This is a genomic window from Ruegeria sp. K7 (assembly GCF_056531785.1).
This window is the reverse complement of sequence record NZ_JBQFMJ010000003.1, coordinates 124,558-145,927: the sequence shown is the minus strand read 5'-3', so window position 1 is coordinate 145,927 and position 21,370 is coordinate 124,558. Positions and strand designations below refer to the sequence as shown.

Below are 21,370 nucleotides of genomic sequence, written 5' to 3'. Positions count from 1 at the left end.
CGACGCGGCAGCCCGGATGAATTCTCGGGCTGGCTTTTCCTTTGACTAAACACATTTTCCGGGGGCGGATAGCCCCTATTTTAACGCTAACATGGCAAAGCCGCCATGATCGGAGGTCATTGCAGGATCGGCGGCGCGTCCTTGGGCTGGCGTGCCGATTGCACCCCGGCCTTCATCCCCACGCCGATGCGACGAGCCAATGCGACCCACGGCGTGGCGGTTTCAGGCGGTAGCGTTTGGGTGGCGACTTCTTCGAACAGGTCGAGCCAGCGGGCGAAAAGTTCGGGTTTCACATCGGGTCGTTCGATATGGACTCGCTGCGGGTTACCGTCATAGCTGCGCTCGAACAGGATGGCATTGCGCCAGAAGGCGGCGATCTTTTCCTCATGCGCGGGCCAGTCGTCGACATGGTTGGCAAAGATCGGGCCAAGTACGACGTCCTCGCGCACACGTGCATAGAAAGCGCGGACTTGCGCGTTGATCTGGTCCGGTGTCGCCGGAAAGCGTGGGGGTAGGGTGGGGCGGGTCATGACGATCCTGGGATTCGACTCTGTTCTTGGGCAATATCCGGTTATCTGGTCAGGCTACAGGGTGGTTTTGTCGCGCTGGCCCGGCGTCAGCAGGTGCCGCAGCAAGGCCACCGGATGCGCCTTGAGGCTGAGACGGGTGGCGACGTAGTCCTCGACCACCTGCTCGCCCAATGTCATCTGTGGCAGGTAGGCTTCGGGCTCATCCAGCGCCTCACCTTCCAGATCCTGCGAGAACAGCGGCAAGGGTTTGGCGGTCGCAATCGCCTTGGCTTGCCACAGCGCTTCGCGCCGGGTCAGGTCGCAGGCGGCAAAGGCGTCGGCCTCGGCCAGGCGTTCGATCACCGAGGGGCCAAGGCCCGCACGACGCCAGACATCGTCGACCTGATGGTAGCCATTGCCGCGCGCGGCGGTGAGCCAACTGGCGTCTTCCTCGCTGAGACCCTTGATCTGGCGGAACCCCAGCCGCAGGGCCAACCCACCATGGCCATCGGGTTCCATCACATTGTCCCAGAAACTGGCATTGATGCAGACCGGGCGGACCTGAACCCCGTGCTCGCGCGCATCACGCACGATCTGGGCCGGGGCATAGAACCCCATCGGCTGCGAGTTCAGCAGCGCGCAGGCGAAGATGCCGGGATGGTGGCATTTGATCCAGGCCGAAGCATAGACCAGCAGCGCAAAGCTGGCCGCGTGGCTTTCGGGGAAGCCGTATGAGCCGAAGCCTTCGATCTGCGAGAAGCAACGCTCGGCAAAATCATCCTCATAGCCGTTGCGCTTCATGCCGCGCAGAAACAGGGCGCGGAATTCACTGACATTGCCATGTTTCTTGAATGTTGCCAGTGAACGGCGCAATCGGTCAGCCTGTTCCGGGGTGAAACCCGCGCCCACGATGGCGATCTGCATCGCCTGTTCCTGAAACAGCGGCACGCCCATGGTCTTGCCCAGCACCTCACCCAACGCATCAGACGGGAAAACAACCGGCTCTTCGCCATTCCGCCGCCGGATATAGGGATGGACCATGTCGCCCTGAATGGGGCCGGGGCGGATGATGGCGACCTCGATCACCAGATCATAGAATTTGCGCGGCTTCATCCGCGGCAGAAAGTTCATCTGCGCCCGGCTTTCCACCTGAAACACGCCCACACTGTCGGCCACACACAGCATGTCATAAACCGCCGGATCCTCGGGCGGCATGGTGGCCAATGTGTAATCGGTCTGATGATGCTGCCCGATCAGATCAAACGCCTTGCGGATACAGGTCAGCATCCCGAGGCTGAGAACATCGACCTTGAGGATGCCCAGGCTGTCGATATCATCCTTATCCCAGCAGATAACCGTACGGCCTTCCATGGTGGCGTTTTCGATGGGGACAAGTTCGTCCAGCCGCCCCTCGGTAATGATGAACCCGCCCACGTGCTGCGACAGGTGGCGGGGGAAGCCATCGATCTCATATACCAACATTAGAGTCTGTTTTAGCCGTCGGTCTTCGGGATCGAGGCCGATTTCGCGCATCCGGTGCGCCTCGAGCCCGGCAGCCGAGAAGAATCCCCAGAGCTGTGACGAGAGCGCAGATATGGTGTCTTCGGTCAGGCCCATGGCGCGGCCGACCTCGCGTATGGCGCGCTTGCCGCGATAATGCACGACCGTCGCGCAGAGGCCTGCGCGTTCGCGACCGTAGCGGTCATAGATATGTTGAATCACCTCTTCGCGGCGTTCATGTTCGAAATCCACGTCGATATCGGGTGGCTCATCGCGGGCTTCCGAGACAAAACGTTCGAAGACCATTGTGCCCATCTCGGGGCTGACTTCGGTGATGCCGAGGCAGAAGCAAACGACAGAGTTGGCCGCCGAGCCACGCCCCTGGCAGAGGATATCGCGGGACCGGGCGAATTTGACGATGTCGCGGACCGTCAGGAAATAGGGTTCGTATTTGAGCTTGCCGATCAGGGTGAGCTCATGCGCCAGCATCTTCTTGGCTTTCTCGGACGCGCCTGCAGGGTAACGCCATTTCAGCCCTTCATGCGCCAGTCGATGCAGGCGTTGAGTCGGGGTTTCCTGCTCGCTACCCTCGCTGGGATATTCATAGCGTAACTCGTCGAGCGAAAAGGTGAGTTCTTCGCTGAGCGCATGGGCGCGGGCAACAGCACCCTCATGGCCTTTGAAAATGCGCAGCATCTCGGCCTCGGATCGCAGGCGCTGTTCCCCGTTGGTCAGCGCATCGCGGCCCAGTTCGTCGACCTTGCGGCGCAGGCGGATGGCGGTCACCACATCGGCCAGCTTGCGGCGTGCACCGTGATGCATCATCGGTGTGGCGCTGGCAAGTGTGGGGAGGTCAAGTTGCTTGGATTCAGCCTCTAACAAAGAGAAATATGCGCTATCCGCGCCATCATATCGGGGGTGCATCAACAGGTGTATGCGCCCGGCAAAGCGGCGCGTCAGCTGTTGTGCCTGTGTCCGCCATGCGTTCGCGCCGCCCCGGGACCGGATCGCCTGTGGCCAGAGCAGCAGGTGGAGACCGTCGGAGAACTCCAGAAGGTCTGACAGATGCAGGATGCAGTCGCCCTTTTCGGCGCGCAGGCGGCCCGCTGACAGGATACGGCACAGGTTGGCCCAACCCTGCCGGTTCAGGGGCAGGGCGGTGACGGTGGGCGCATCGGTGAAGATCAGCCGCGCCGCCGGGATCAGGCGTGGCACTGCATGGACCGGATAAGAGGGCGGTTTGGGGATGTGATCGGGGCAGGGCGGGCCGATCGAGGTGTTCTGCGCCTCCCACTCCAGCCGTTCACGCACCTTGCGGGCGATCTCGCGTCCCTGCGTGTGGGCGCGGACGATGCCGGCGACCGAGTTGTCATCGGCAATCGCGATGGCGGGCAGGCCCAGGGTGACGGCACGTTCCATGTACTCCTCGGGGTGCGAAGCTCCGGTGAGGAAGGTGAAATTCGATGTGATCGACAGTTCGGCATACATGGCGATTCCATATTATATTCACGTTTTGTTCTTTTTCGAGTCCTTTGCGCAGGAAACGGGTCGCCTGGGCTTGAGGTCACGGGCATGGTTGCCAAAAGGAGAACCGAAATGTTCAAAATCACCGCATTACCGACCGAAAATGTACGCGCCCTTCAGAAAGGAGGACCGGATGCCTATGGCGCCACCCCGGAACGTGTTGTTTCCACCGGGGCTGGGAATCCCTGCCGACACTGTCTGAAGAACATTCCTGAGGGCGAGGAAATGCTGATATTGGCACATAGGCCTTTTTTAGAGACACATCCCTACGCCGAAACCGGCCCGATCTTCTTATGTGCCGCCCCTTGCGAGCAGTACGGGGGTGAAGCGCTGCCCGAGATTCTGACCACATCGCCCGACTATCTGATCAAGGGCTACGGGCAGGACGACCGGATCGTCTATGGCACCGGCGCGATCACCGCAACGGATCAGATCAGTAAAAAGGTCACGGAGATTTTCACTCGCCCGGACGTTGCATATATCCACGTCCGGTCTGCACGAAACAACTGCTATCAGGCGCGGATAGACCGGGCCTAAAGCTTGACCCGGTGCATGCCCCGGCGCGGCTGGTCCTGATCGGCAGCCGGGGGATCATCCGTGCGGCTGGACGTCAGCGCGAGGAACACATCCTCGAGATCGGCCTCTTCGGTACGGACATCGCGGATACGAATATTGGCCGCGCGCACCGATTCCAGAACCTGTTCGGCGCTGGTCTGGGCGCTTCGATACTGAAGGACAAGGTTGCCATCTTCGCGCAGCGTGGCCCCAACCCCCGGCGTCGCGGGCAGGTCGGCGACCGGGTTGTCCGGCACGATCACCATGGTGCGGCTGTCCATGCGGCCCAGCAGGTTCGCGGTGCTGTCCTGCGCGATCTTTTCGCCATGGTTGATGATGGCGATCTCGTCACACATCTCCTGCGCTTCTTCCAGGTAGTGCGTGGTCAGGATAATGGTCATGCCATGCTCGTTCAGCTTTCGGACATTGGCCCAAAGCATCTGGCGCAGTTCGATATCCACGCCGGCCGTCGGTTCATCCAAAACCAGTATCTTGGGGTGGTGGACCAGTGCCTTGGCCAGCAACAACCGCCGCCGCATACCACCCGACAGGGTGCGGGCGTAGGCTTCGGCCTTGTCGCTCAGGCCAACCAGTTCGAGAATCTCATCGCTGCGGCGCTGCGCCCTGGGAACGCCATATAGACCTGCCTGAACCTCCAAAGCGCCGCGCGGTGTGAAGAAGGGGTCAAGGTTCAATTCCTGCGGCATCACGCCGATGGCCGCCCGCGACTGGCGGGGATGCTGATCCTGATCAAAGCCCCAGATCGACACGTTGCCCGCGGATTTTATCACCAACCCGGCCAGAATATTGATCAGGGTGGACTTCCCGGCCCCGTTCGGTCCCAGCAGACCAAAAACCGATCCACGCGGAACCGTAAGATCAATACCTTTCAGCGCCTGCTTTTCGGGCTGGCCCTTGCCGCCGCGATAGGTCTTGCGCAACCCTTCGATCCTGATTGCCGCATCGCTCATGTGGCTCTTGCCCCCGGTTTGCTCATCGCTCATAAACGCACCTAATACATGCCCGCGAGGCCGACAACCGAAGAAGGATCGCCAGCCGTGACCATCGAAGCGCCGGAAACCAAGATCGTCGAAACCGCTCGTGTCGCCTGCGATGGCGGCGAGGGGGCATTGGGCCATCCGCGCGTCTGGTTGCAGATCCCCGAGGATACCGGCTGGGTTGAATGCCCCTATTGCGACTGCAAATACGTGCTGTCTGGCAGCGAGGCACACAGCTGACAGCGTGACACGTGCCGCGCGGAACGGAGGCCGGATGCTTTGTGCAGTACAGCTTTTGCACCTGTCAGATCAGGAGCCCTTGGCAAAAGGCGGCCACAGAAACGTTTACGCGTATCCGGGCCACCCTGACCTGTTGATCAAGGTAACGCGCCCGCGAACACGTCGAAACCGTTCGTTTTCCAAGCGGCTGATCAGGCGGATCATGCCGGACACCGCATATCGTAACGCCCTGAAAGAGATCGAGTGTGAGCTGAAAGCCGCGTTGAAAAGCGGTGAGGACATTGCGCAACTGCCTTTGGCGCGGTCGTTTGGCGTCGTACAGACGGATGTCGGGCCGGGGGTTGTGGTGGAGCGTGTTCAATCCGAAGACTCCAAACTGGCAAAACATCTGTTGTGGATGTGTGAGCAGCACAAGCTGACCGAGGAAGTCTTGGCCGACCTCAATCGATTTGTTCAAAAGCTGTTCGAATATCAGATCGTGGGGCGCGATATCCACGAACAGAACATCGTCTACGGGCTGCGTGGTCAGGTCCGCATGTTTCTTTTGATTGATGGGTACGGGGAACGTAACCTCATTCCCTTGCGCACGCTGAACCGCCGATTGAATGATCGCTCGCTGAACAAGCAGATGCAGATGATCGCAGATCGCACGGGGTTGCGTTGGGACAAGGCACGCAGGGCGTTCAGCACAGCGTAGGTCGACATATCTGCGCCAGATAGATCACCTTCTTGACTGGCCACCCGAGCGCCCCTGTGGCAGAACCATCCCTGACCGACAGGGAGAGCGCGCATGAGCAATTTCGGAAAAGGGTGTCACCTGCATCTGATCGATGGATCGGCCTTTATTTTCAGGGCTTACCACGCGCTGCCGCCGCTAACGCGGAGATCCGATGGCTTGCCGATCGGTGCTGTGTCGGGCTTTTGCAACATGCTGCAGAAATATGTGGAAGGGAACGCCGGGGCGGATGCGCCGACTCATGTGGCGGTGATCTTCGATAAGGGCTCGCACACGTTCCGGAATGATCTTTATGATCAGTACAAGGCTAACCGCGAGGCAATGCCCGAAGACCTGCGCCCGCAGATGCCTCTGACCCGTGAAGCGACGCGCGCCTTCAATATCGCTTGCAAGGAACTGGAGGGTTATGAGGCGGATGACATCATCGCCACGCTGGCGGTTCAGGCGCGTGCGGCGGGGGGCCGTGTGACCATCGTCAGCTCTGACAAGGACCTGATGCAACTGGTCGGTGACGGGGTCGAGATGCTGGATGCGATGAAAAACAAGCGTATCGATCGCGACGGCGTAGTCGAAAAATTCGGCGTCGGGCCGGAGCGCGTGGTGGATGTGCAGGCGCTTGCCGGGGACAGTGTGGATAACGTGCCAGGCGCGCCGGGGATCGGGGTCAAGACCGCAGCGCTGCTGATCAACGAATTTGGTGATCTCGAAACCCTGCTGGACCGTGCGGAAGAGATCAAACAACCCAAACGCCGCCAGACCCTGATCGAGAAGCGTGACCAGATCGAGTTGTCGAAGAAACTGGTGCAACTGGACGAAAACACGCCGCTGGATTTCTCGCTGGACGATCTGGAGGTGAAGGACCCGGATGCCGAAACCCTGCTGGGTTTTCTGGCCGAGATGGAATTTCGGACGCTTACCAAGCGTATTGCTGACAAGCTCGGGGCCGAGGCTCCTGTCATTGCAGATGCGCCCGCGCCTGCCGCCGAGGTTGAGGAAGCCGAAGCGGTTCCGTTCGATGCGTCGAAATACGAATGCGTCAGGGACGCAGGCGCGCTGCAGAAATGGATCGATCAGGCCTATGAACGCGGCTGGGTCGCCGTGGACACCGAAACCACCGGCCTCAATGAAATGATCGCCGGTCTTGTTGGCATATCGCTGTGCGTGGAGGCGGGCGAGGCCTGTTACATTCCGCTGACGCACCGCGATGGATCCGCTGATGATCTGTTCGGTTCGGATGCACTGGCCGAGGGGCAGATGCCGCTGGATGAGGCTCTGACTCTGTTGAAACCGATGTTCGAGGATCCTTCGATCCTGAAAATCGGGCAGAACATGAAATACGATGCCAAGATCTTTGCGCGCTATGGTGTCAACGTTTCGCCGATCGATGACACGATGCTGATGTCCTACGCCATGCATGGCGGAGAGCATGGCCATGGCATGGATACGCTGTCCGAACGGTATCTGAGCCACACACCGATCCCGATCAAACCGCTGCTGGGGTCCGGAAAATCGGCGATTACCTTTGACAAGGTTCCGATTGACGAGGCGACGGCTTATGCCGCCGAGGATGCGGACATAACCTTGCGCCTGTGGAAGCTGTTCAAGCCGCAACTGCATCAGGTTCAGGTGACGACGGTTTATGAAACGCTGGAACGCCCGCTGGTCCCGGTACTTGCCGAAATGGAAATGCACGGCATCAAGGTCGACCGAGATGTTCTGAGCCGAATGTCCAACGCATTTGCACAGAAAATGGCCGGATTAGAGGCTGATATTCACGAACTGGCGGGTGAGAATTTCAACGTCGGTTCTCCTGCCCAGTTGGGCGAAATCCTGTTCGACAAGATGGGGCTTGAGGGCGGCAAGAAGGGCAAGACCGGGAAGTATTCGACTGGGGCCGATATTCTGGAGGATCTCGCGACCGAGCACGAACTGCCGCGCCGGGTGTTGGACTGGCGGCAGTTGTCCAAACTGAAATCGACCTACACCGACGCGCTGCAAACCCATATCAACCCGGATACAGGCCGGGTGCATACGTCGTATTCGATCACCGGGGCCAATACGGGCCGTCTGGCCTCGACCGATCCGAACCTGCAGAACATTCCGGTGCGGACCGAGGAAGGGCGGCGCATTCGTGAGGCGTTCATCGCCGAGCCGGGAAATGTGATGGTCAGTCTGGACTACAGTCAGATCGAACTGCGGATTCTGGCGCATATTGCCGATATCCCCGCCTTGAAACAGGCGTTTTCTGATGGGCTGGACATTCACGCCATGACCGCGTCCGAAATGTTCGACGTGCCGTTGGACGAAATGACACCGGATATTCGCCGTCAGGCCAAGGCGATCAACTTTGGTGTGATCTACGGAATCTCGGGCTTTGGTCTGGCCCGCAATCTGCGTATCCCAAGGGCCGAGGCGCAGGGTTTTATCGACCGCTATTTCGAACGGTTCCCCGGGATACGGAAATACATGGATGACACGGTCGCCTTTGCCAAAGAGCATGGCTATGTGCAGACCTTGTTCGGGCGCAAAATCCATACGCCCGAGATCAACGCCAAAGGGCCGCATGCCGGGTTTTCGCGCCGCGCGGCGATCAATGCGCCGATTCAGGGCACGGCGGCGGACGTGATCCGCCGCGCTATGGTGCGGATGCCGGAAGCGATCAGGGGGTTGCCCGCCAAGATGTTGCTGCAGGTGCATGACGAATTGTTGTTCGAAGTGGCCGAAGACGCTGTGGACGAAACGATCCGTATCGCGCGCGATGTGATGGAAGGCGCGTCCGATCCCGCGGTCAGGCTGGATGTCAAACTGGTTGTCGATGCAGGGAAGGGCGCCAACTGGGCCGATGCGCACTAACCCGGGGAACGCGCCGCGCATCAGGCCCGGCGGGCCATCTTTGCGGCGGGTCAGGCTTCGGGCCTGACCAGTCGTTCTACCAGCTGTTTCACTGCGGGACCCAGCAGCAGGATCACGGTAAATGCGATTGGCCAGCAAAACATCCAGGATGAGATCCAGTCGCTCAGTGTGCCCGGCCCAAACCCCACCGCCTTAACCGTGGCAATGCCGGTCACCATGCAGGACATCAGACCAGACATGATTAGGCCGTACAGGGCATGAGCGTAACGAGCGGGTATCATCCGGTTATCCTGTCAGTTGATTGCCCCCCATGTGTGGCATTTCAGGCCTGAATTCCAGTACCCCATCCCTGCATCCAGCCCAGCGAGGCTGCGGTTCGGTCTGTTGACGGGGTGTATTCGGCGCTGACCCACCCGGTATAGCCGCAGCGATCCATTGCATCGAAAAGCGCGGGAAAATCCGTTTCACCACGCCCCGGTTCAGCGCGGTCTGGGGCCGCCCCGATCTGCGCATGAGTAACAAGGGGGTGAAAACGGTCCCAGATGGCAAGCGCATCACCGTGGATCATTTCTGCGTGAAAGCTGTCATATTGCAGGCCGAGATTTGGGCGATCCACGCGGTCCAGCACATTGGCGGCCAGATCATAGTCATTCAGAAAATATCCGGGTTGCGACGTCGTGTTCAGCGGTTCGATCGTGAATTTCTGCGTGGGCGCGAAATCAGCGGCCCATTGAAGATTTCGCACAAAGGTCTCAAACGCTGCTGAGCCTTCTGCATAGCCGGACATGATGTGGATCTGACCCGCGCGCAGCACCTGCGCATATCTCAGGACCCGGCGGATATCGGTCTGAAACCGGGCTTCGCCGCCCGGAACGGCGGCATAGCCGGGCTGTCCGCCTGTGTAATTGGGCGGTGGGGCATTGATCAGCAATAGCTCAAGCCCGTTCTCCAGCAGGGCGCGGCTGGTTTCACGGGCCGCCAGATCGTATGGAAACAGTATTTCCACGGCCGAAAACCCGGCACGCGCGGCCGCCTCGAACCTGTCCAGATAGGGAAGTTCGGCAAACAGAAGCGAGATATTTGCGGCAAATCTTGGCATGTGCTCGGTGTTCCTTTCGCCGGGACCTTAGACCCGGGGTGATGTCCGGGAAAGGGACTGAAAACGACAGATTGTCGAAAATCGACCAGAATAGCGGTGGCACATCGCCGACCGTCGGGCCTGTGCGGCGAATCAATTTTGCGACGCCCTGCCAACAGAAGGTCTGAAATTCATGGCGATGAGCTCTGAAACCGTTCGCGGTCAATCCGCGTCTGTGCCCCAAGGCCAGAGCTCTGCCTTGTCGGGCAATGGCCTGGCGGTTGCGTCCATGCTGTGCTGGGCTGCCGGGTTTCCGGCAGCTGAGGTTTTGCTTCAAAGCTGGCCCCCGGTCGCCCTGTTGGCGGCGCGCCTGGCTTTGGCGGTGCTTGTTCTGGTGCCGGTCTGGATCCTGATCGACGGTCCGACACGTGTTCTTCGCGCACGGTGGCGGCACGCGCTGTTGGTGGGCGGGCTTGGCATAGGCACCGGCATGTTCCTGATCATCCTCGCACAGAAACTGACGGATCCCGTCACCGTCGCGATCATCGCGTCCTGCGCCCCGCTGACGGCGACCCTGCTCGAGCTTGCCGCAGGTACGCGGCGTCTCAAGTGGAACTTTGCCCTTGGCGTTGCTGTATCGATTATCGGAGGCCTGATCGCCACCAGTTCAATGGCCCCGGCGCAGCTGGGCTTGGGCGCGGTCTGCGCCGTGCTTTCAACGGCTCTGTTCTGTTGGGCTAGTCAGGCAACGGCGAGGGATTTCCCCGAACTGAGCCAGACCGGGCGCACCACGATCGTTTTTGTCGGTGGTCTGGTCATGGCGACCATTCTGATGATCGTGTCGCATCAGTTGGGGATGGATATTCTGCCGTCTGCTCCGATTGACGTTGATCAGGTCGGGATGCTGGCGATCTATGCGCTGATTTCGATGGGGATCAGTCAGATTCTGTTTGTCGGTTCCATCGCAAGGCTGGGCGTCGCGCTGGCCTCGTTTCACATCAACATCGCGCCGTTCTACGTAATGCTGATCATGGTGATGCTTGGAGATGAGTGGAACTGGACCCGCGCGCTGGGCGCGGGCATCGTCGCGTTGGCGGTTGTGCTGGCACAAGACCGAAGGTCCGTGCGCCTGGCCTAGTTACGCTACAGCGCATCAGACTGGATCAGGGGAAAGAAAACGCCCCCTGACCAGACGCCGAACCAGCCGTCATGGTCAGTGCCAATGTCTACAAGGCGGTAAAAGCTTTTGCGGTCAACACGCGCTTCAAGGTTTGCGCGCATCAATATGTAAAGGGACGGCTCATTCGTTTCCGGATCGATGACAATGCGGATCGGATGATCGGGCCCTGCAACAGCGGTATCGCCCACCTGGCTTGTGAACGTCAGGACTTGCACACCGCTTTCATTGGTGTTGTCAAAGTCCACGGCGACAAAGGGTGCATCCTCGACGGTGATTCCCACCTTTTCGACCGGGGTCACCAGAAAATACTTCCCGTCTTCTTTCTTAAGAATTGAGGAAAAAAGCTTCACAAGCTCGAAACGGTTGATGGGTGAGCCTAAATAACTCCACAAACCATCTTTGGCGATACGGATGTCCAGATCGCCGCAATACGGAGGATTCCAAAGGTGAACGGGCGGTAAACCCCGCCTTTTGACTGATTTGACCGAGGCCGCAAGACCATCGGGAGAAGGTGTCACAGGTTTTTGTCCGCTCATTGCTTTTGCCATTTCCTGTCAGCGCGATACACTTCAATCATATTCGTCCACGGAAGGGAAAACCATGTCCGAACCTGCCGACCTCGTCGCCGAGATCGAAGCGCTGGAAAACAAGCTGCAAGAGGCCAAGACCTCGATCACCCGCCGCTTTATCGGGCAGGAGAGGGTCGTGGACCTGACCCTGACGGCGCTTTTATGTGGTGGTCACGCATTGTTGATCGGTCTGCCCGGGCTGGGTAAAACGCGGCTGGTGGAAACGCTGTCGACCGTGATGGGCCTGCATGGCAATCGCATCCAGTTCACGCCTGACCTGATGCCTGCCGATATTCTGGGGTCCGAAGTTCTGGATACCGCCGATGATGGCAGCCGTCATTTCCGGTTCATCCCCGGCCCGATTTTCTGCGAATTGCTGATGGCGGACGAGATCAACCGCGCCAGCCCGCGCACCCAGTCGGCGCTGCTTCAGGCGATGCAGGAGCGCACGGTGACGGTCGCGGGCGAAGATCGCTCGCTGGGTGTCCCGTTCCATGTGCTGGCAACGCAGAACCCGATCGAACAGGAAGGCACCTATCCATTGCCCGAAGCGCAGCTGGACCGGTTCCTGGTTCAGATCGATGTTGAATACCCGGATCGCCAAACCGAACGGGACATTCTGTTGGCGACGACAGGCGTGGAAGAAGACGAGGCCAGCCAGATTTTCACCAAAGAGGAATTGCTGGCGGCACAGGTCCTGTTGCGCCGGATGCCGGTGGGTGAATCGGTGGTCGAACTGATCCTTGATCTGGTCCGCGCCTTCCGCCCCGAAGAACCGGGCGTTTCGGACCGTGTTTCTGAAACAGTCGCCTGGGGCCCTGGCCCCCGTGCGGCACAGGCGCTGATGATGACCGTACGCGCCCGCGCGATGTTGCAGGGGCGTCTGGCGCCCAATGCCGAGGATGTGCTGGACATGGCGCGTCCGGTACTCAGCCATCGCATGGCGCTGAACTTTGCAGCGCGTGCGCGTGGCGACAGTCTGGCCAGCCTGATCGACACCACCGCCGCCGGATTGGTGCGTACCGAGGCCGCGGCGTGAATGCCGCGCTGACCCTTCGTGAAAGATCCGAGGCCGAGGCGTCCCGGCTGCCGCCCCTTTTGGCGCGGGCCGAACACCTGGCCGGAACCGTCCTGCTGGGTGACCACGGGCGACGGCGTTCGGGCCTGGGTGACGATTTCTGGCAATACCGCCCGGCGCAGGCCGGTGACAGCCGCCGTCTGATCGACCACCGACGCTCGGCGCGGGGGGATCAGCAGTTCGTGCGCGAGCGGGAATGGCAGATCGCCCAGTCGATCATGCTATGGGTCGATCAGGGTGCATCGATGCGGTTTGCCTCGGACAGGGCGCTGCCGACCAAGGCGGACCGGGCGCGGCTGCTGGGTCTGGCGACAGCGATCTTGCTGGTGCGGGGTGGTGAGCGCGTCGGACTGACCGGCACCACGCTGCCGCCGCGGCGGGGCAACGCCCAGATCATCCGGCTGGCGCAAGCCTGGTCCGAGGACACCGAGGTCGACTATGCACCACCGGAACACCGGGCCATGGTTCCGCATGCCCGGGCTGTGTTCATCTCTGATTTCCTGGGTCCGCTGGATGAGGTTGAACTGGCGCTCACCAAGGCTGCGGATCGCGGCGTTCGCGGTGTGTTGCTGCAGGTTCTGGACCCCGGCGAGGAGACCTTTCCCTTCCAGGGCCGCACTATTTTCGAAAGCGTCGGCGGCTCGGTCCGGCATGAAACCCTCAAGGCCGGAGATCTGCGCGACCGCTATCTTGGCAGGTTGGCCGCGCGCAAGGATGCGCTGACACAGCTTTGTCGTGCAACTGGCTGGCAACTGGGTCAGCACCACACCGGTGAAAGCGCGCAAGCGGCTCTGTTGTGGCTCTATCGTGCGTTGGACGGGGGTACGCGATGACGGTTCTGGCAGGCATCGGATTTACAGCCCCATGGGTGCTGCTGGGCCTTCTGACCCTGCCGATCCTGTGGCTGATTCTGCGCGCCGTGCCACCGGCACCCATTCGCCGACTGTTCCCGGCGGTTACATTGCTACTTGGGTTGAAAGATGACGAAAGCGTCTCGGACCGGACCCCGTGGTGGCTGCTGCTGTTACGGATGCTGGCGGCGGCGGCGATCATCATCGGGCTGGCCGGGCCGGTTCTGAACCCGTCGCGCGATCAGGCAGGACCGGGGCCGCTTCTGATGGTTTTGGACGCCAGTTGGGCCGGTGGAACGCGTTGGTCAGCTACGCTGGATCAGATCGACGCGCAATTGACCGAGGCCGGCCGTGCCGGTCGCCCCGTATCGATTTTACGCCTGACCGACCCGGAAACACCTGTATTTCAGGCCGCTGAGGCATGGCGCGGGCGCCTGCCTGGCCTGATGCCGATGCCTTGGCAGCCCAACCCGAAACAGTTGGATCAGGTATTGGCGGCGCTAGCCGATGTTGACGGCGGGTTCGAGACACGCTGGTTCAGCGACCGGCTGAACTACCCCGGCCACGACCGGATGTTGTCCGCCCTACAGGGGCGCGGGAGCGTCACGGTCTACCGCCCGTCTGCGCCGATTTTTGCACTATTGCCCGCAGCGTATCAGGACGGCGTTATTCAGGTGATAGCGCTGCGGTCGGAACCCGGACCGGCCATGTCGCTGACGATCCTGGCTCAGGGCCGCGACCCCGCAGGTGCAATGCGCGTTCTGCAATCGGTCGATGTGACGTTCGAGGATGGTGAAAGCCAGGCGCAGGTTGATCTGTCACTGCCTTCCGAGTTGCGCGCCCGGATTACGCGGTTCGAAATTCAAGGCCAGCGCTCAGCCGGGACCACGACGCTGACCGATGACAGCCTGAGGCGGCGCGAGGTTGCCCTGATCGCCGGTACGCTGAACCGCGAGGGGTTGGAGTTATTGTCACCGCTGCATTATCTCACGCAGGTTCTCAGACCGACCGCTGATTTTGTCGATGGCGGTCTGCTGGACGTGTTGCCTGCTAACCCTGATGTGATCGTGCTGGCCGATGTGGCCAAACTCTCTGACACGGAACAGGCTGAACTGGTTCAATGGGTCGAACAGGGTGGGCTGTTGCTGCGCTTTGCCGGCCCGCGCATGGCGGCAAGTGATCTGGGCCGCAAGGATGAGGACGCCTTGCTGCCGGTTCGTCTGCGAAGCGGCGGGCGTTCGGTCGGCGGCGCGATGAGTTGGGGAGAAGCCAAGGGGTTGGCGCCATTTGTCGAAGGCTCGCCATTCTATGGCCTGCAGATCCCCGGTGATGTGACTGTCACTACGCAGGTCATGGCCCAACCAGACCCTAATCTGGCCGATCGGGTGATTGCATCGCTGTCTGACGGAACGCCGCTGGTCACGCGAAAGACATTGGGTCTGGGCCAGGTCGTCCTGTTTCACGTCACGGCTGACGCGGAATGGTCGACTGTTCCACTGTCCGGTTTGTTTGTTGAAATGCTGGACCGTCTGGCCGTGGCCTCGGCCGCAAAATCCCGGCAAGAGGCTCAGTTGCAGGGCACCGTCTGGGAGCCGATTCAAGTTCTGGACGGGTTCGGGTCGCTTTCGGATGCGGGCAATCTGGCCGGGGTGGACGGTGTTGATCTAGTATCTCGGGCGGTCGGTCCGGAATTGCGGCCGGGACTGTATGAAAGCGGTAAACAGAAACTGGCGCTGAACGCGCTGACCGATGACGCGACATTTCAACCGGCGGTTTGGTCTGGGGATGTGACGATCAGGGGTCAGGAGGTTAACACGGAAACCCCGATCGGGGGCCTGTTGCTGAGCCTTGCGCTGTTGTTACTGACGGTGGACGTGATCGCCTCGCTGGCCTTGTCCGGGCGGTTGGGCATGGCGCGTACGGCGGTGGTGGCCCTTGGCGCATTGATGCTGACCCCCGAGGTACAGGCCCAATCACCCGAAGACACCGAATTTGCGCTAAGCGCCACGCAGGAACTGGTTCTGGCTCATGTACTGACGGGTGACGAGAATGTGGATGCGATTGCCGGGGCCGGTATGCGCGGGCTTTCGCAAACACTGTTGTTCCGAACTTCCGTGGAACCAGCCGAGCCAATCGGCGTCGATCTGGAACGCGACGAACTTGCGTTCTTTCCTCTTTTGTACTGGCCCATTACACCGGACCAGCCTCAGCCTTCCTCCGAGGCGTACGCGAAACTCAACGCGTATCTGCGCTCGGGTGGAATGATCCTGTTTGATACCCGCGACTCGGATGTGGCCCGTTTTGGCGCCGCCAGTCCAAACGGGCGCAAGCTTCAACAATTGGCCGGACCTTTGAATATCCCGTCGTTAGAGCCTGTTCCGCGCGATCATGTTCTGACACGTGCCTTTTATCTGCTGCAGGATTTTCCGGGACGATATGGCGGGGCAGAGGTCTGGGTCGAAGCCGCGCCGCCGGATGCGGAACAGATCGAAGGGATGCCGTTCCGAAACCTCAACGACAATGTCACCCCGGTGGTGATCGGCGGCAATGACTGGGCCGGTGCCTGGGCCATCGACCGAAACGGGCAGGCCCTGCTGCCGGTTGGCCGCGGTTATGCCGGCGAACGTCAGCGCGAACTGGCCAACCGTTTTGGTGTGAACCTGGTGATGCATGTTCTGACCGGGAACTATAAATCCGATCAGGTCCATGTGCCCGCTTTGCTAGACAGGTTGGGGCAATGACCGGAACCGTCATCTTCGATCCGCTGATCCCATGGCCGGTATTGGCCATTGTCGCCGGGGTTGCGCTGGGCGGCGTCATTCTTGCGCTGTTGCGTGGTCTGTCCGGCTGGGCCTTGCGCGGGTTGGCGGCTTTGGTCGTTGTCGCGGCGCTGTCCGGTCCGGTCTATCAGGTCGAGGATCGCGCGCCTCTGACGGATATCGTCCTGATGATCGAGGATGAAAGCGCCAGTCAGACCCTGTCGGATCGCGCCGATCAGACGGCACGGGCCGCAGAGGAACTGGCGGCAGAAATCGAATCCCGCGACAATACCGAACTGCGCCGCATCGCCGTCGGCGACGGTGACGGGGATGAAGGCACGCGGGTGATGGCTGCCCTCAACGAGGCGCTGGCGGAAGAACCCCGTGCGCGCATCGCCGGGATGCTGGTGGTCTCGGACGGTATCGTGCATGACGTCGATCAGGCCCCGGACCTGCCCGCGCCATTGCATCTGCTGCAAACCGGCCGTGCCAGCGATTGGGACCGTCGGCTGATTGTCCGCAACGCGCCTGCCTTTGCCATTATCGGAGAGCCCGTGACGCTGACCTTGCGGGTCGAGGACAGCGGCGCCGCACCTACCGGAGCAGCCACCGCGCCGCTTGAAATCTCGGTCGACGGGGCCGCGCCGGAAAGCTTCAGCATTCCCATCGGGGTGGATGTCGAGCTTCCCATAACGCTGCCGCATGGTGGGCGGAACGTCATCCAGTTCTCGGTGCCGCAGGCCGAGGGCGAGCTGACCGATCGCAACAATACCGCGCTGATTCAGATGAACGGTGTCCGTGATCGGCTGCGGGTTCTGCTTGTTTCCGGAGAACCGCATCCGGGCGGGCGGACATGGCGTAACCTTCTGAAATCGGACAGTTCTGTTGATCTCGTCCACTTCACTATCCTGCGTCCACCGGAAAAACAGGACGGGGTGCCGGTGGACGAGCTGTCTTTGATCGCCTTCCCGACGCGCGAGCTGTTTCTTGAAAAGATCAACGATTTCGACCTGATCATCTTTGACCGCTACAAGCGACGCGGCATCCTGCCCGCGATCTATCTGGACAATGTCACCAACTACATCAACGAAGGTGGTGCGGTTCTAATTGCGGCCGGGCCGGATTTTGCGACGGCTGACAGCATTTTCCGATCTCCGCTTGCTCCGATCCTGCCCGCGCAGCCGACAGCGCGTGTGATCGAGGAACGCTATGTGCCGAAAGTCACGGATCTTGGTCAGCGCCACCCGGTTACAACCGATCTCGGCGATCCCGAAACCTGGGGCGCGTGGCTGCGTCAGATCGATGTCAAACACCGGTCAGGTGAGGCGTTGATGTCCGGGGTTGATGATCGGCCGTTGCTAGTGCTCGACCGTGTGGGCGAAGGACGCGTGGCGCTTTTGGCGTCGGACCACGCCTGGCTGTGGAGCCGGGGCTTCGAAGGCGGTGGCCCACAACTGGAACTGCTGCGCAGGCTTGCGCATTGGATGATGAAAGAACCCGAACTTGAGGAAGAAGCCCTGTGGGCCGAAGCTAACGGTCAGGTCATGCGCATCATCCGCCAGACGCTCAGCGATGAGGTTGGGACCGTGACCGTGACACGCCCAAATAGCGAAACGCTGGACATCACGCTTGAGGAGGTGTCACCGGGACGGTTCGAGGCCCAATATATCGGACCTGAGATCGGGCTCTACCGCCTTGAAGAAGGTGAGAATTCAGCGGTGATCGGTCTTGGGCCCGCTGCGCCGAAAGAGTTCGAGCAGACCATAGCAACCGGCGACCTGCTGGAACCGCTTCTGGCAGATTTGCGCGGTGGTGTTGTCCGTCTGGAGGACGGGCTGCCGTCGATCCGCAATGTGCGCGCCGGGCGGCCGGCCTCGGGGCGCGGCTGGATCGGTCTGACCCAAAGAAACGCCTATGAGACGCGCGATGTCACACAGGCCGGGTTGCTGCCGCCCTGGCTGGTCTTGCTGTTGGCTGGCGGGTTCCTGCTGGCTGGTTGGCTGCGTGAGGGGCGGCGATAAGCTACTCGAATGTCACGCTGACGGTAGGATTGCCGGGCAGGCCGTCATACCTGACGGACGCGCCGCCTTTGCCTTTGGCAGGTGGAAACAGCGGTCCGAACGACCCAACCGAAAACAGATCGCCGGGCGCAAATTCGATCCCTTTTGACATCAGCCAGAGTGCCGCGTTTGCCGGATGACCCAACACGGCTGTGCCAGGCGCCTGTGCCAGAACCTCACCGTCGGCAGCACTCAGCGTGACCGTCATGCCCATCAAATCCTGCGACATGGCGGCGGGATCGGTGACGGCGATTTCAGACCCTAAAACGCCGAGTTTCGGCGCAACCCCGATTGCGGTCAGTGTGACGGGGTAATGGGTTCTCCGTCGGCCAGGGTCAGGTCAGGCAGTTCGATGAAGGGGCGAACAGACGAGACATGTTCCATCACTTCGTTGGGTGTGGTTGCCTGATTGATCGCTGCGTCGCCGACCACCAGGATCAGGTCCGCCTCGAATACCGGACGGGCCCCCCAGTTTTCTGAAACACTTGCCCCGTCATCCAGCATCATGTCGCGATACAGAATACCCTGAACCGGTTCACTTGCTCCAAACCTGTCCTGCGCGGGTTTGCTGGTCAGGCCCGCCTTGTAGCCAATCAACGGTCCAAGATGCGGCTGCATCGCAGTGACAAGTTTCGCCTGCGTGCAAAGCGCATCCGCCATGCTTCCGTCCGGGGTCAGAGCAACGGTAGGTGTGTTCGCAAGATAGTCCTGAACAAACCGGTCGATCTGGGCGTCAGACGCGCATTCAGCCGCTGTTTGAGTGGCCGTCAAAGCAAGAAGTAAAACAAGCCAATTGCGCATTCGTTTTCTCCTGTCATCTGATCTTGAACGAAACCCTGTCGGATTTGCCCAGTGCATCCAACACGACAAGGGCGGTGTGTCCGGGCCCGGGGTTGGGAATTTCAATCTCTCTGTGGTGCTGGCCGGTTACGACGGGCACGCCGTCAGACAGGACGGAAAACGGCCCGGTTCCGCCCCTCAGCTTCAGCGTAAGGGAGGCTCCATTTGTCTCTAACAAGGCATCCTTGGGCGGAAACAATAATTGCGGCGCAGAAGGGTCCGCCTCAAAAGCAGCTTGGCGAGGGCGGAACCGCCGCAAAGGCTGGGGCAGTTGCGCGGCACCGACAAGCAGGGTTGATGGCGGCGGCGGCGGCATCGGAGTGAATTTGGGTTTCAGAAGACCGAAGGCTTCAAACAAAACTGGGGCCGCAAGCGCGCCGCCAAACGCACCGGGCACCGGTGTGCCGTCCGCCCGCCCCAGCCAGACACCGATGACGTGACGGCCGTCATAGCCGATCGCCCAGGCGTCACGGTGCCCGTAAGAGGTTCCGGTCTTATATGCCAATACACCGGATTGCGCACCTGATGGCGGGGTCAGTCCGGTCAGAATATTGCCAACCTGCCAGGCCGCCGGTTCCGACAGGACACGTCGCGTATAATCGTCGCCATCCAATGCCCGATAGTGCAAGACGGGGCCTTGGCCACCTGCCGCCACCACCGCAAAAAGCTGCACAAGATCTTGCAGGCTAAGCCCGACACCACCAAGCGAGATCGCCAGACCCGGTGCGCCTCCGTTGAGGCGCGGTTCGGTGTTGGCACGCTGCAGGGCGTCCATAACGCGGGCAGGTCCCAGTTCCTGCGTCAGGCGCACCACGGGGATGTTCAGCGACAGTTGCAGCGCATCGCGAATACGCACGTCACCCCTGAACACGCCGTCGAAGTTGCGGGGTGCATATCGCCCGAACATCACCGGGCTGTCGCTGATCAGGGTTTCCGGATGCGCCAGACCCTGGTCGAAGGCCAGTCCATAGATCAGGGGTTTCAGGGTTGATCCGGGTGAACGCAACGCCTGCGTCATGTCCACAAACCCCTGACGCGCGTCCTGATAACCCGCCGACCCGACCGAAGCCAGAATCGCGCCGGTTTCATGGTCAGCCACGATCATCGCGCCGGAAACGCGGGGTCCGGCCCGTTTGGCGGCCTGCGCGATCAGCGGTTCCAACTTTGCCTGCAATGCCCCGTCCAGTGTCAGGTCCTGCGCCAGAGCTTCGGGCAACCCCGCACGGGCCCGGTCCGTCAGGTGGGGTGCCAGCTGGGGAAAGGGCCGCATTCTGGTTGGCACCGGGTCTGCCATGGCGCTTTGCGTCTCGGGTCTGGACAAAAGACCATTGCGATGTAGCCGTTGCAAAACCCGGTCGCGGGCTTTGCGCCCTGCTTGAAGATTGCGGTCGGGTCGCCGTGCCTCGGGGGATTGTGGCAGGGCGATCAACAAGGCCGCCTGCGCAGGCGTCAAACGGGACGGATCCTTGCCGAACCACGCCCGACTGCCCGCCCGGATCCCTTCAAGATTGCCACCATAAGGGGCATGGGTCAGATACAGCGACAGGATCTGATCCTTGTTCAGGCGCTGTTCCAACGCCAAAGCCACCCGGATCTGGCGGAGCTTACCGCTCCACCGACCTGTCGGGCCATCCTCGATCAGGCGGGCAACCTGCATGGTCAGGGTCGATCCGCCGGAAACAGGTCGGCCGTTCCAAAGCGACTGCACGGCAGCCCGCGCCATGGCCAGCGGATCGATGCCGGAGTGAGCGCGAAACCGTTTGTCTTCGTACCGGATCAGCATGTTGACAAAACCCGGATCGACCGGGCCATGCTGCATCCGCCAGATGCCGTTCGCCACTGAAAACGCGCGCAGCAGATCGCCGTTCCGGTCCCGCATCTCGACCGAGGTTTCTGTCAGAACCGCAGGCAGCGATGTGGCGTCGACCCAGTCCGCGAAGCGGTCGCGGGCAAAGCCGGTCACATACAATAGCCCCGCAAGTGCCAATAAAAGAAGGTTGGCCCTAGGCATCGGCCTTGCCAAAACTTCGATATGTTTGA

The 21,370-nt window shown here is 60.9% G+C and carries 18 protein-coding genes; 9 read left to right on the top strand and 9 right to left on the bottom strand.

Features of this window, described 5'->3' with window-relative positions; translation table 11 throughout:
- Positions 1-116 precede the first annotated feature (116 nt).
- Together ACR0FE_RS07680 and ACR0FE_RS07675 are read right to left on the bottom strand one after the other, a co-directional pair.
- Positions 117-530: a group III truncated hemoglobin gene (locus ACR0FE_RS07680; protein ID WP_170807083.1), complete on the bottom strand. Its 414-nt coding sequence runs from the start codon at positions 528-530 to the stop codon at positions 117-119.
- A gap of 54 nt (positions 531-584) precedes the next feature.
- Entirely contained in the window at positions 585-3,497 is a 2,913-nt protein-coding gene (locus tag ACR0FE_RS07675) for an error-prone DNA polymerase (RefSeq protein ID WP_480912157.1), read from the bottom strand.
- A gap of 108 nt (positions 3,498-3,605) precedes the next feature.
- Here ACR0FE_RS07675 and ACR0FE_RS07670 point away from each other — a divergent pair, with 108 nt between their 5' ends.
- On the top strand, positions 3,606-4,070 hold the full coding sequence (locus tag ACR0FE_RS07670; RefSeq protein ID WP_170612876.1) for a DUF1203 domain-containing protein: 465 nt from the start codon (positions 3,606-3,608) through the stop codon (positions 4,068-4,070).
- On the opposite strand, the gene ACR0FE_RS07665 is transcribed toward ACR0FE_RS07670, so the two are convergent.
- The gene (locus ACR0FE_RS07665; RefSeq protein WP_480912457.1) at positions 4,067-5,059 is read right to left on the bottom strand and encodes an ABC transporter ATP-binding protein; all 993 of its coding nucleotides are present in this window, start codon (positions 5,057-5,059) and stop codon (positions 4,067-4,069) included. The genes ACR0FE_RS07670 and ACR0FE_RS07665 overlap by 4 nt on opposite strands.
- A gap of 87 nt (positions 5,060-5,146) precedes the next feature.
- Here ACR0FE_RS07665 and ACR0FE_RS07660 point away from each other — a divergent pair, with 87 nt between their 5' ends.
- The 3 genes from ACR0FE_RS07660 to polA all read left to right on the top strand — a co-directional run bounded on the left by ACR0FE_RS07660 (position 5,147) and on the right by polA (position 8,915).
- A complete protein-coding gene (locus ACR0FE_RS07660; protein WP_170807080.1) occupies positions 5,147-5,326 on the top strand; it encodes a zinc-finger domain-containing protein in 180 nt (59 codons plus the stop codon).
- Between the two features lie 34 nt (positions 5,327-5,360).
- On the top strand, positions 5,361-6,023 hold the full coding sequence (locus tag ACR0FE_RS07655; RefSeq protein ID WP_480912155.1) for a YrbL family protein: 663 nt from the start codon (positions 5,361-5,363) through the stop codon (positions 6,021-6,023).
- Between the two features lie 93 nt (positions 6,024-6,116).
- Positions 6,117-8,915, top strand: a complete 2,799-nt coding sequence (gene polA, locus ACR0FE_RS07650; RefSeq protein ID WP_480912152.1) for a DNA polymerase I — start codon at positions 6,117-6,119, stop codon at positions 8,913-8,915.
- A gap of 50 nt (positions 8,916-8,965) precedes the next feature.
- On the opposite strand, the gene ACR0FE_RS07645 is transcribed toward polA, so the two are convergent.
- Together ACR0FE_RS07645 and ACR0FE_RS07640 are read right to left on the bottom strand one after the other, a co-directional pair.
- Positions 8,966-9,196 (bottom strand): DUF2798 domain-containing protein, encoded by a 231-nt coding sequence (locus tag ACR0FE_RS07645; protein WP_170612884.1) that lies wholly within the window; start codon positions 9,194-9,196, stop codon positions 8,966-8,968.
- Between the two features lie 41 nt (positions 9,197-9,237).
- The gene (locus ACR0FE_RS07640) at positions 9,238-10,014 is read right to left on the bottom strand and encodes a hydroxypyruvate isomerase family protein (protein WP_480912150.1); all 777 of its coding nucleotides are present in this window, start codon (positions 10,012-10,014) and stop codon (positions 9,238-9,240) included.
- A 172-nt stretch (positions 10,015-10,186) separates the two neighbouring features.
- Between ACR0FE_RS07640 and ACR0FE_RS07635 the strand changes: the two genes are divergently transcribed.
- A complete protein-coding gene (locus tag ACR0FE_RS07635; protein WP_480912148.1) occupies positions 10,187-11,131 on the top strand; it encodes a DMT family transporter in 945 nt (314 codons plus the stop codon).
- A gap of 5 nt (positions 11,132-11,136) precedes the next feature.
- Here the strand turns inward: ACR0FE_RS07635 and ACR0FE_RS07630 are convergent, their stop codons facing one another.
- Positions 11,137-11,709: a DUF1285 domain-containing protein gene (locus tag ACR0FE_RS07630; protein ID WP_480912146.1), complete on the bottom strand. Its 573-nt coding sequence runs from the start codon at positions 11,707-11,709 to the stop codon at positions 11,137-11,139.
- Between the two features lie 64 nt (positions 11,710-11,773).
- On the opposite strand from ACR0FE_RS07630, the gene ACR0FE_RS07625 reads away from it, so the two are divergent.
- The 4 genes from ACR0FE_RS07625 to ACR0FE_RS07610 are packed head-to-tail and all read left to right on the top strand — an operon-like array spanning position 11,774 to position 18,451.
- Positions 11,774-12,781 (top strand): AAA family ATPase, encoded by a 1,008-nt coding sequence (locus ACR0FE_RS07625; RefSeq protein WP_170612890.1) that lies wholly within the window; start codon positions 11,774-11,776, stop codon positions 12,779-12,781.
- Positions 12,778-13,653, top strand: coding sequence for a DUF58 domain-containing protein (locus tag ACR0FE_RS07620; RefSeq protein ID WP_480912144.1), 876 nt, complete (start codon positions 12,778-12,780; stop codon positions 13,651-13,653). The genes ACR0FE_RS07625 and ACR0FE_RS07620 overlap by 4 nt, the downstream gene beginning before the upstream one ends.
- Positions 13,650-16,412 carry a DUF4159 domain-containing protein gene (locus ACR0FE_RS07615; RefSeq protein ID WP_480912143.1) on the top strand — a complete coding sequence of 921 codons (2,763 nt, stop codon included), beginning with the start codon at positions 13,650-13,652 and terminating at the stop codon, positions 16,410-16,412. The genes ACR0FE_RS07620 and ACR0FE_RS07615 overlap by 4 nt, the downstream gene beginning before the upstream one ends.
- Positions 16,409-18,451, top strand: a complete 2,043-nt coding sequence (locus tag ACR0FE_RS07610) for a DUF7408 domain-containing protein (protein WP_480912141.1) — start codon at positions 16,409-16,411, stop codon at positions 18,449-18,451. Before ACR0FE_RS07615 ends, ACR0FE_RS07610 begins: the two co-directional genes overlap by 4 nt.
- Position 18,452: 1 nt before the next feature.
- On the opposite strand, the gene ACR0FE_RS07605 is transcribed toward ACR0FE_RS07610, so the two are convergent.
- From ACR0FE_RS07605 to pbpC, 3 genes are all read right to left on the bottom strand, one after another.
- A complete protein-coding gene (locus tag ACR0FE_RS07605) occupies positions 18,453-18,719 on the bottom strand; it encodes a hypothetical protein (RefSeq protein ID WP_480912139.1) in 267 nt (88 codons plus the stop codon).
- Between the two features lie 68 nt (positions 18,720-18,787).
- Entirely contained in the window at positions 18,788-19,291 is a 504-nt protein-coding gene (locus tag ACR0FE_RS07600; RefSeq protein WP_480912137.1) for a hypothetical protein, read from the bottom strand.
- A 13-nt stretch (positions 19,292-19,304) separates the two neighbouring features.
- Positions 19,305-21,341, bottom strand: coding sequence for a penicillin-binding protein 1C (pbpC, locus tag ACR0FE_RS07595; RefSeq protein ID WP_480912134.1), 2,037 nt, complete (start codon positions 21,339-21,341; stop codon positions 19,305-19,307).
- Positions 21,342-21,370 lie beyond the last annotated feature (29 nt).

What these genes read in the sequence shown, in the direction of transcription:
- ACR0FE_RS07680 (WP_170807083.1), bottom strand. Translation starts at nt 530, where the DNA reads ATGACCCGCCCCACCCTACCCCCACGCTTTCCGGCGACACCGGACCAG.
- ACR0FE_RS07675 (WP_480912157.1), bottom strand. Translation starts at nt 3,497, where the DNA reads ATGTATGCCGAACTGTCGATCACATCGAATTTCACCTTCCTCACCGGA.
- ACR0FE_RS07670 (WP_170612876.1), top strand. Translation starts at nt 3,606, where the DNA reads ATGTTCAAAATCACCGCATTACCGACCGAAAATGTACGCGCCCTTCAG.
- ACR0FE_RS07665 (WP_480912457.1), bottom strand. Translation starts at nt 5,059, where the DNA reads ATGAGCGATGCGGCAATCAGGATCGAAGGGTTGCGCAAGACCTATCGC.
- ACR0FE_RS07655 (WP_480912155.1), top strand. Translation starts at nt 5,361, where the DNA reads ATGCTTTGTGCAGTACAGCTTTTGCACCTGTCAGATCAGGAGCCCTTG.
- polA (WP_480912152.1), top strand. Translation starts at nt 6,117, where the DNA reads ATGAGCAATTTCGGAAAAGGGTGTCACCTGCATCTGATCGATGGATCG.
- ACR0FE_RS07645 (WP_170612884.1), bottom strand. Translation starts at nt 9,196, where the DNA reads ATGATACCCGCTCGTTACGCTCATGCCCTGTACGGCCTAATCATGTCT.
- ACR0FE_RS07640 (WP_480912150.1), bottom strand. Translation starts at nt 10,014, where the DNA reads ATGCCAAGATTTGCCGCAAATATCTCGCTTCTGTTTGCCGAACTTCCC.
- ACR0FE_RS07635 (WP_480912148.1), top strand. Translation starts at nt 10,187, where the DNA reads ATGGCGATGAGCTCTGAAACCGTTCGCGGTCAATCCGCGTCTGTGCCC.
- ACR0FE_RS07630 (WP_480912146.1), bottom strand. Translation starts at nt 11,709, where the DNA reads ATGAGCGGACAAAAACCTGTGACACCTTCTCCCGATGGTCTTGCGGCC.
- ACR0FE_RS07625 (WP_170612890.1), top strand. Translation starts at nt 11,774, where the DNA reads ATGTCCGAACCTGCCGACCTCGTCGCCGAGATCGAAGCGCTGGAAAAC.
- ACR0FE_RS07615 (WP_480912143.1), top strand. Translation starts at nt 13,650, where the DNA reads ATGACGGTTCTGGCAGGCATCGGATTTACAGCCCCATGGGTGCTGCTG.
- ACR0FE_RS07610 (WP_480912141.1), top strand. Translation starts at nt 16,409, where the DNA reads ATGACCGGAACCGTCATCTTCGATCCGCTGATCCCATGGCCGGTATTG.
- ACR0FE_RS07605 (WP_480912139.1), bottom strand. Translation starts at nt 18,719, where the DNA reads ATGTCGCAGGATTTGATGGGCATGACGGTCACGCTGAGTGCTGCCGAC.
- ACR0FE_RS07600 (WP_480912137.1), bottom strand. Translation starts at nt 19,291, where the DNA reads ATGCGCAATTGGCTTGTTTTACTTCTTGCTTTGACGGCCACTCAAACA.
- pbpC (WP_480912134.1), bottom strand. Translation starts at nt 21,341, where the DNA reads ATGCCTAGGGCCAACCTTCTTTTATTGGCACTTGCGGGGCTATTGTAT.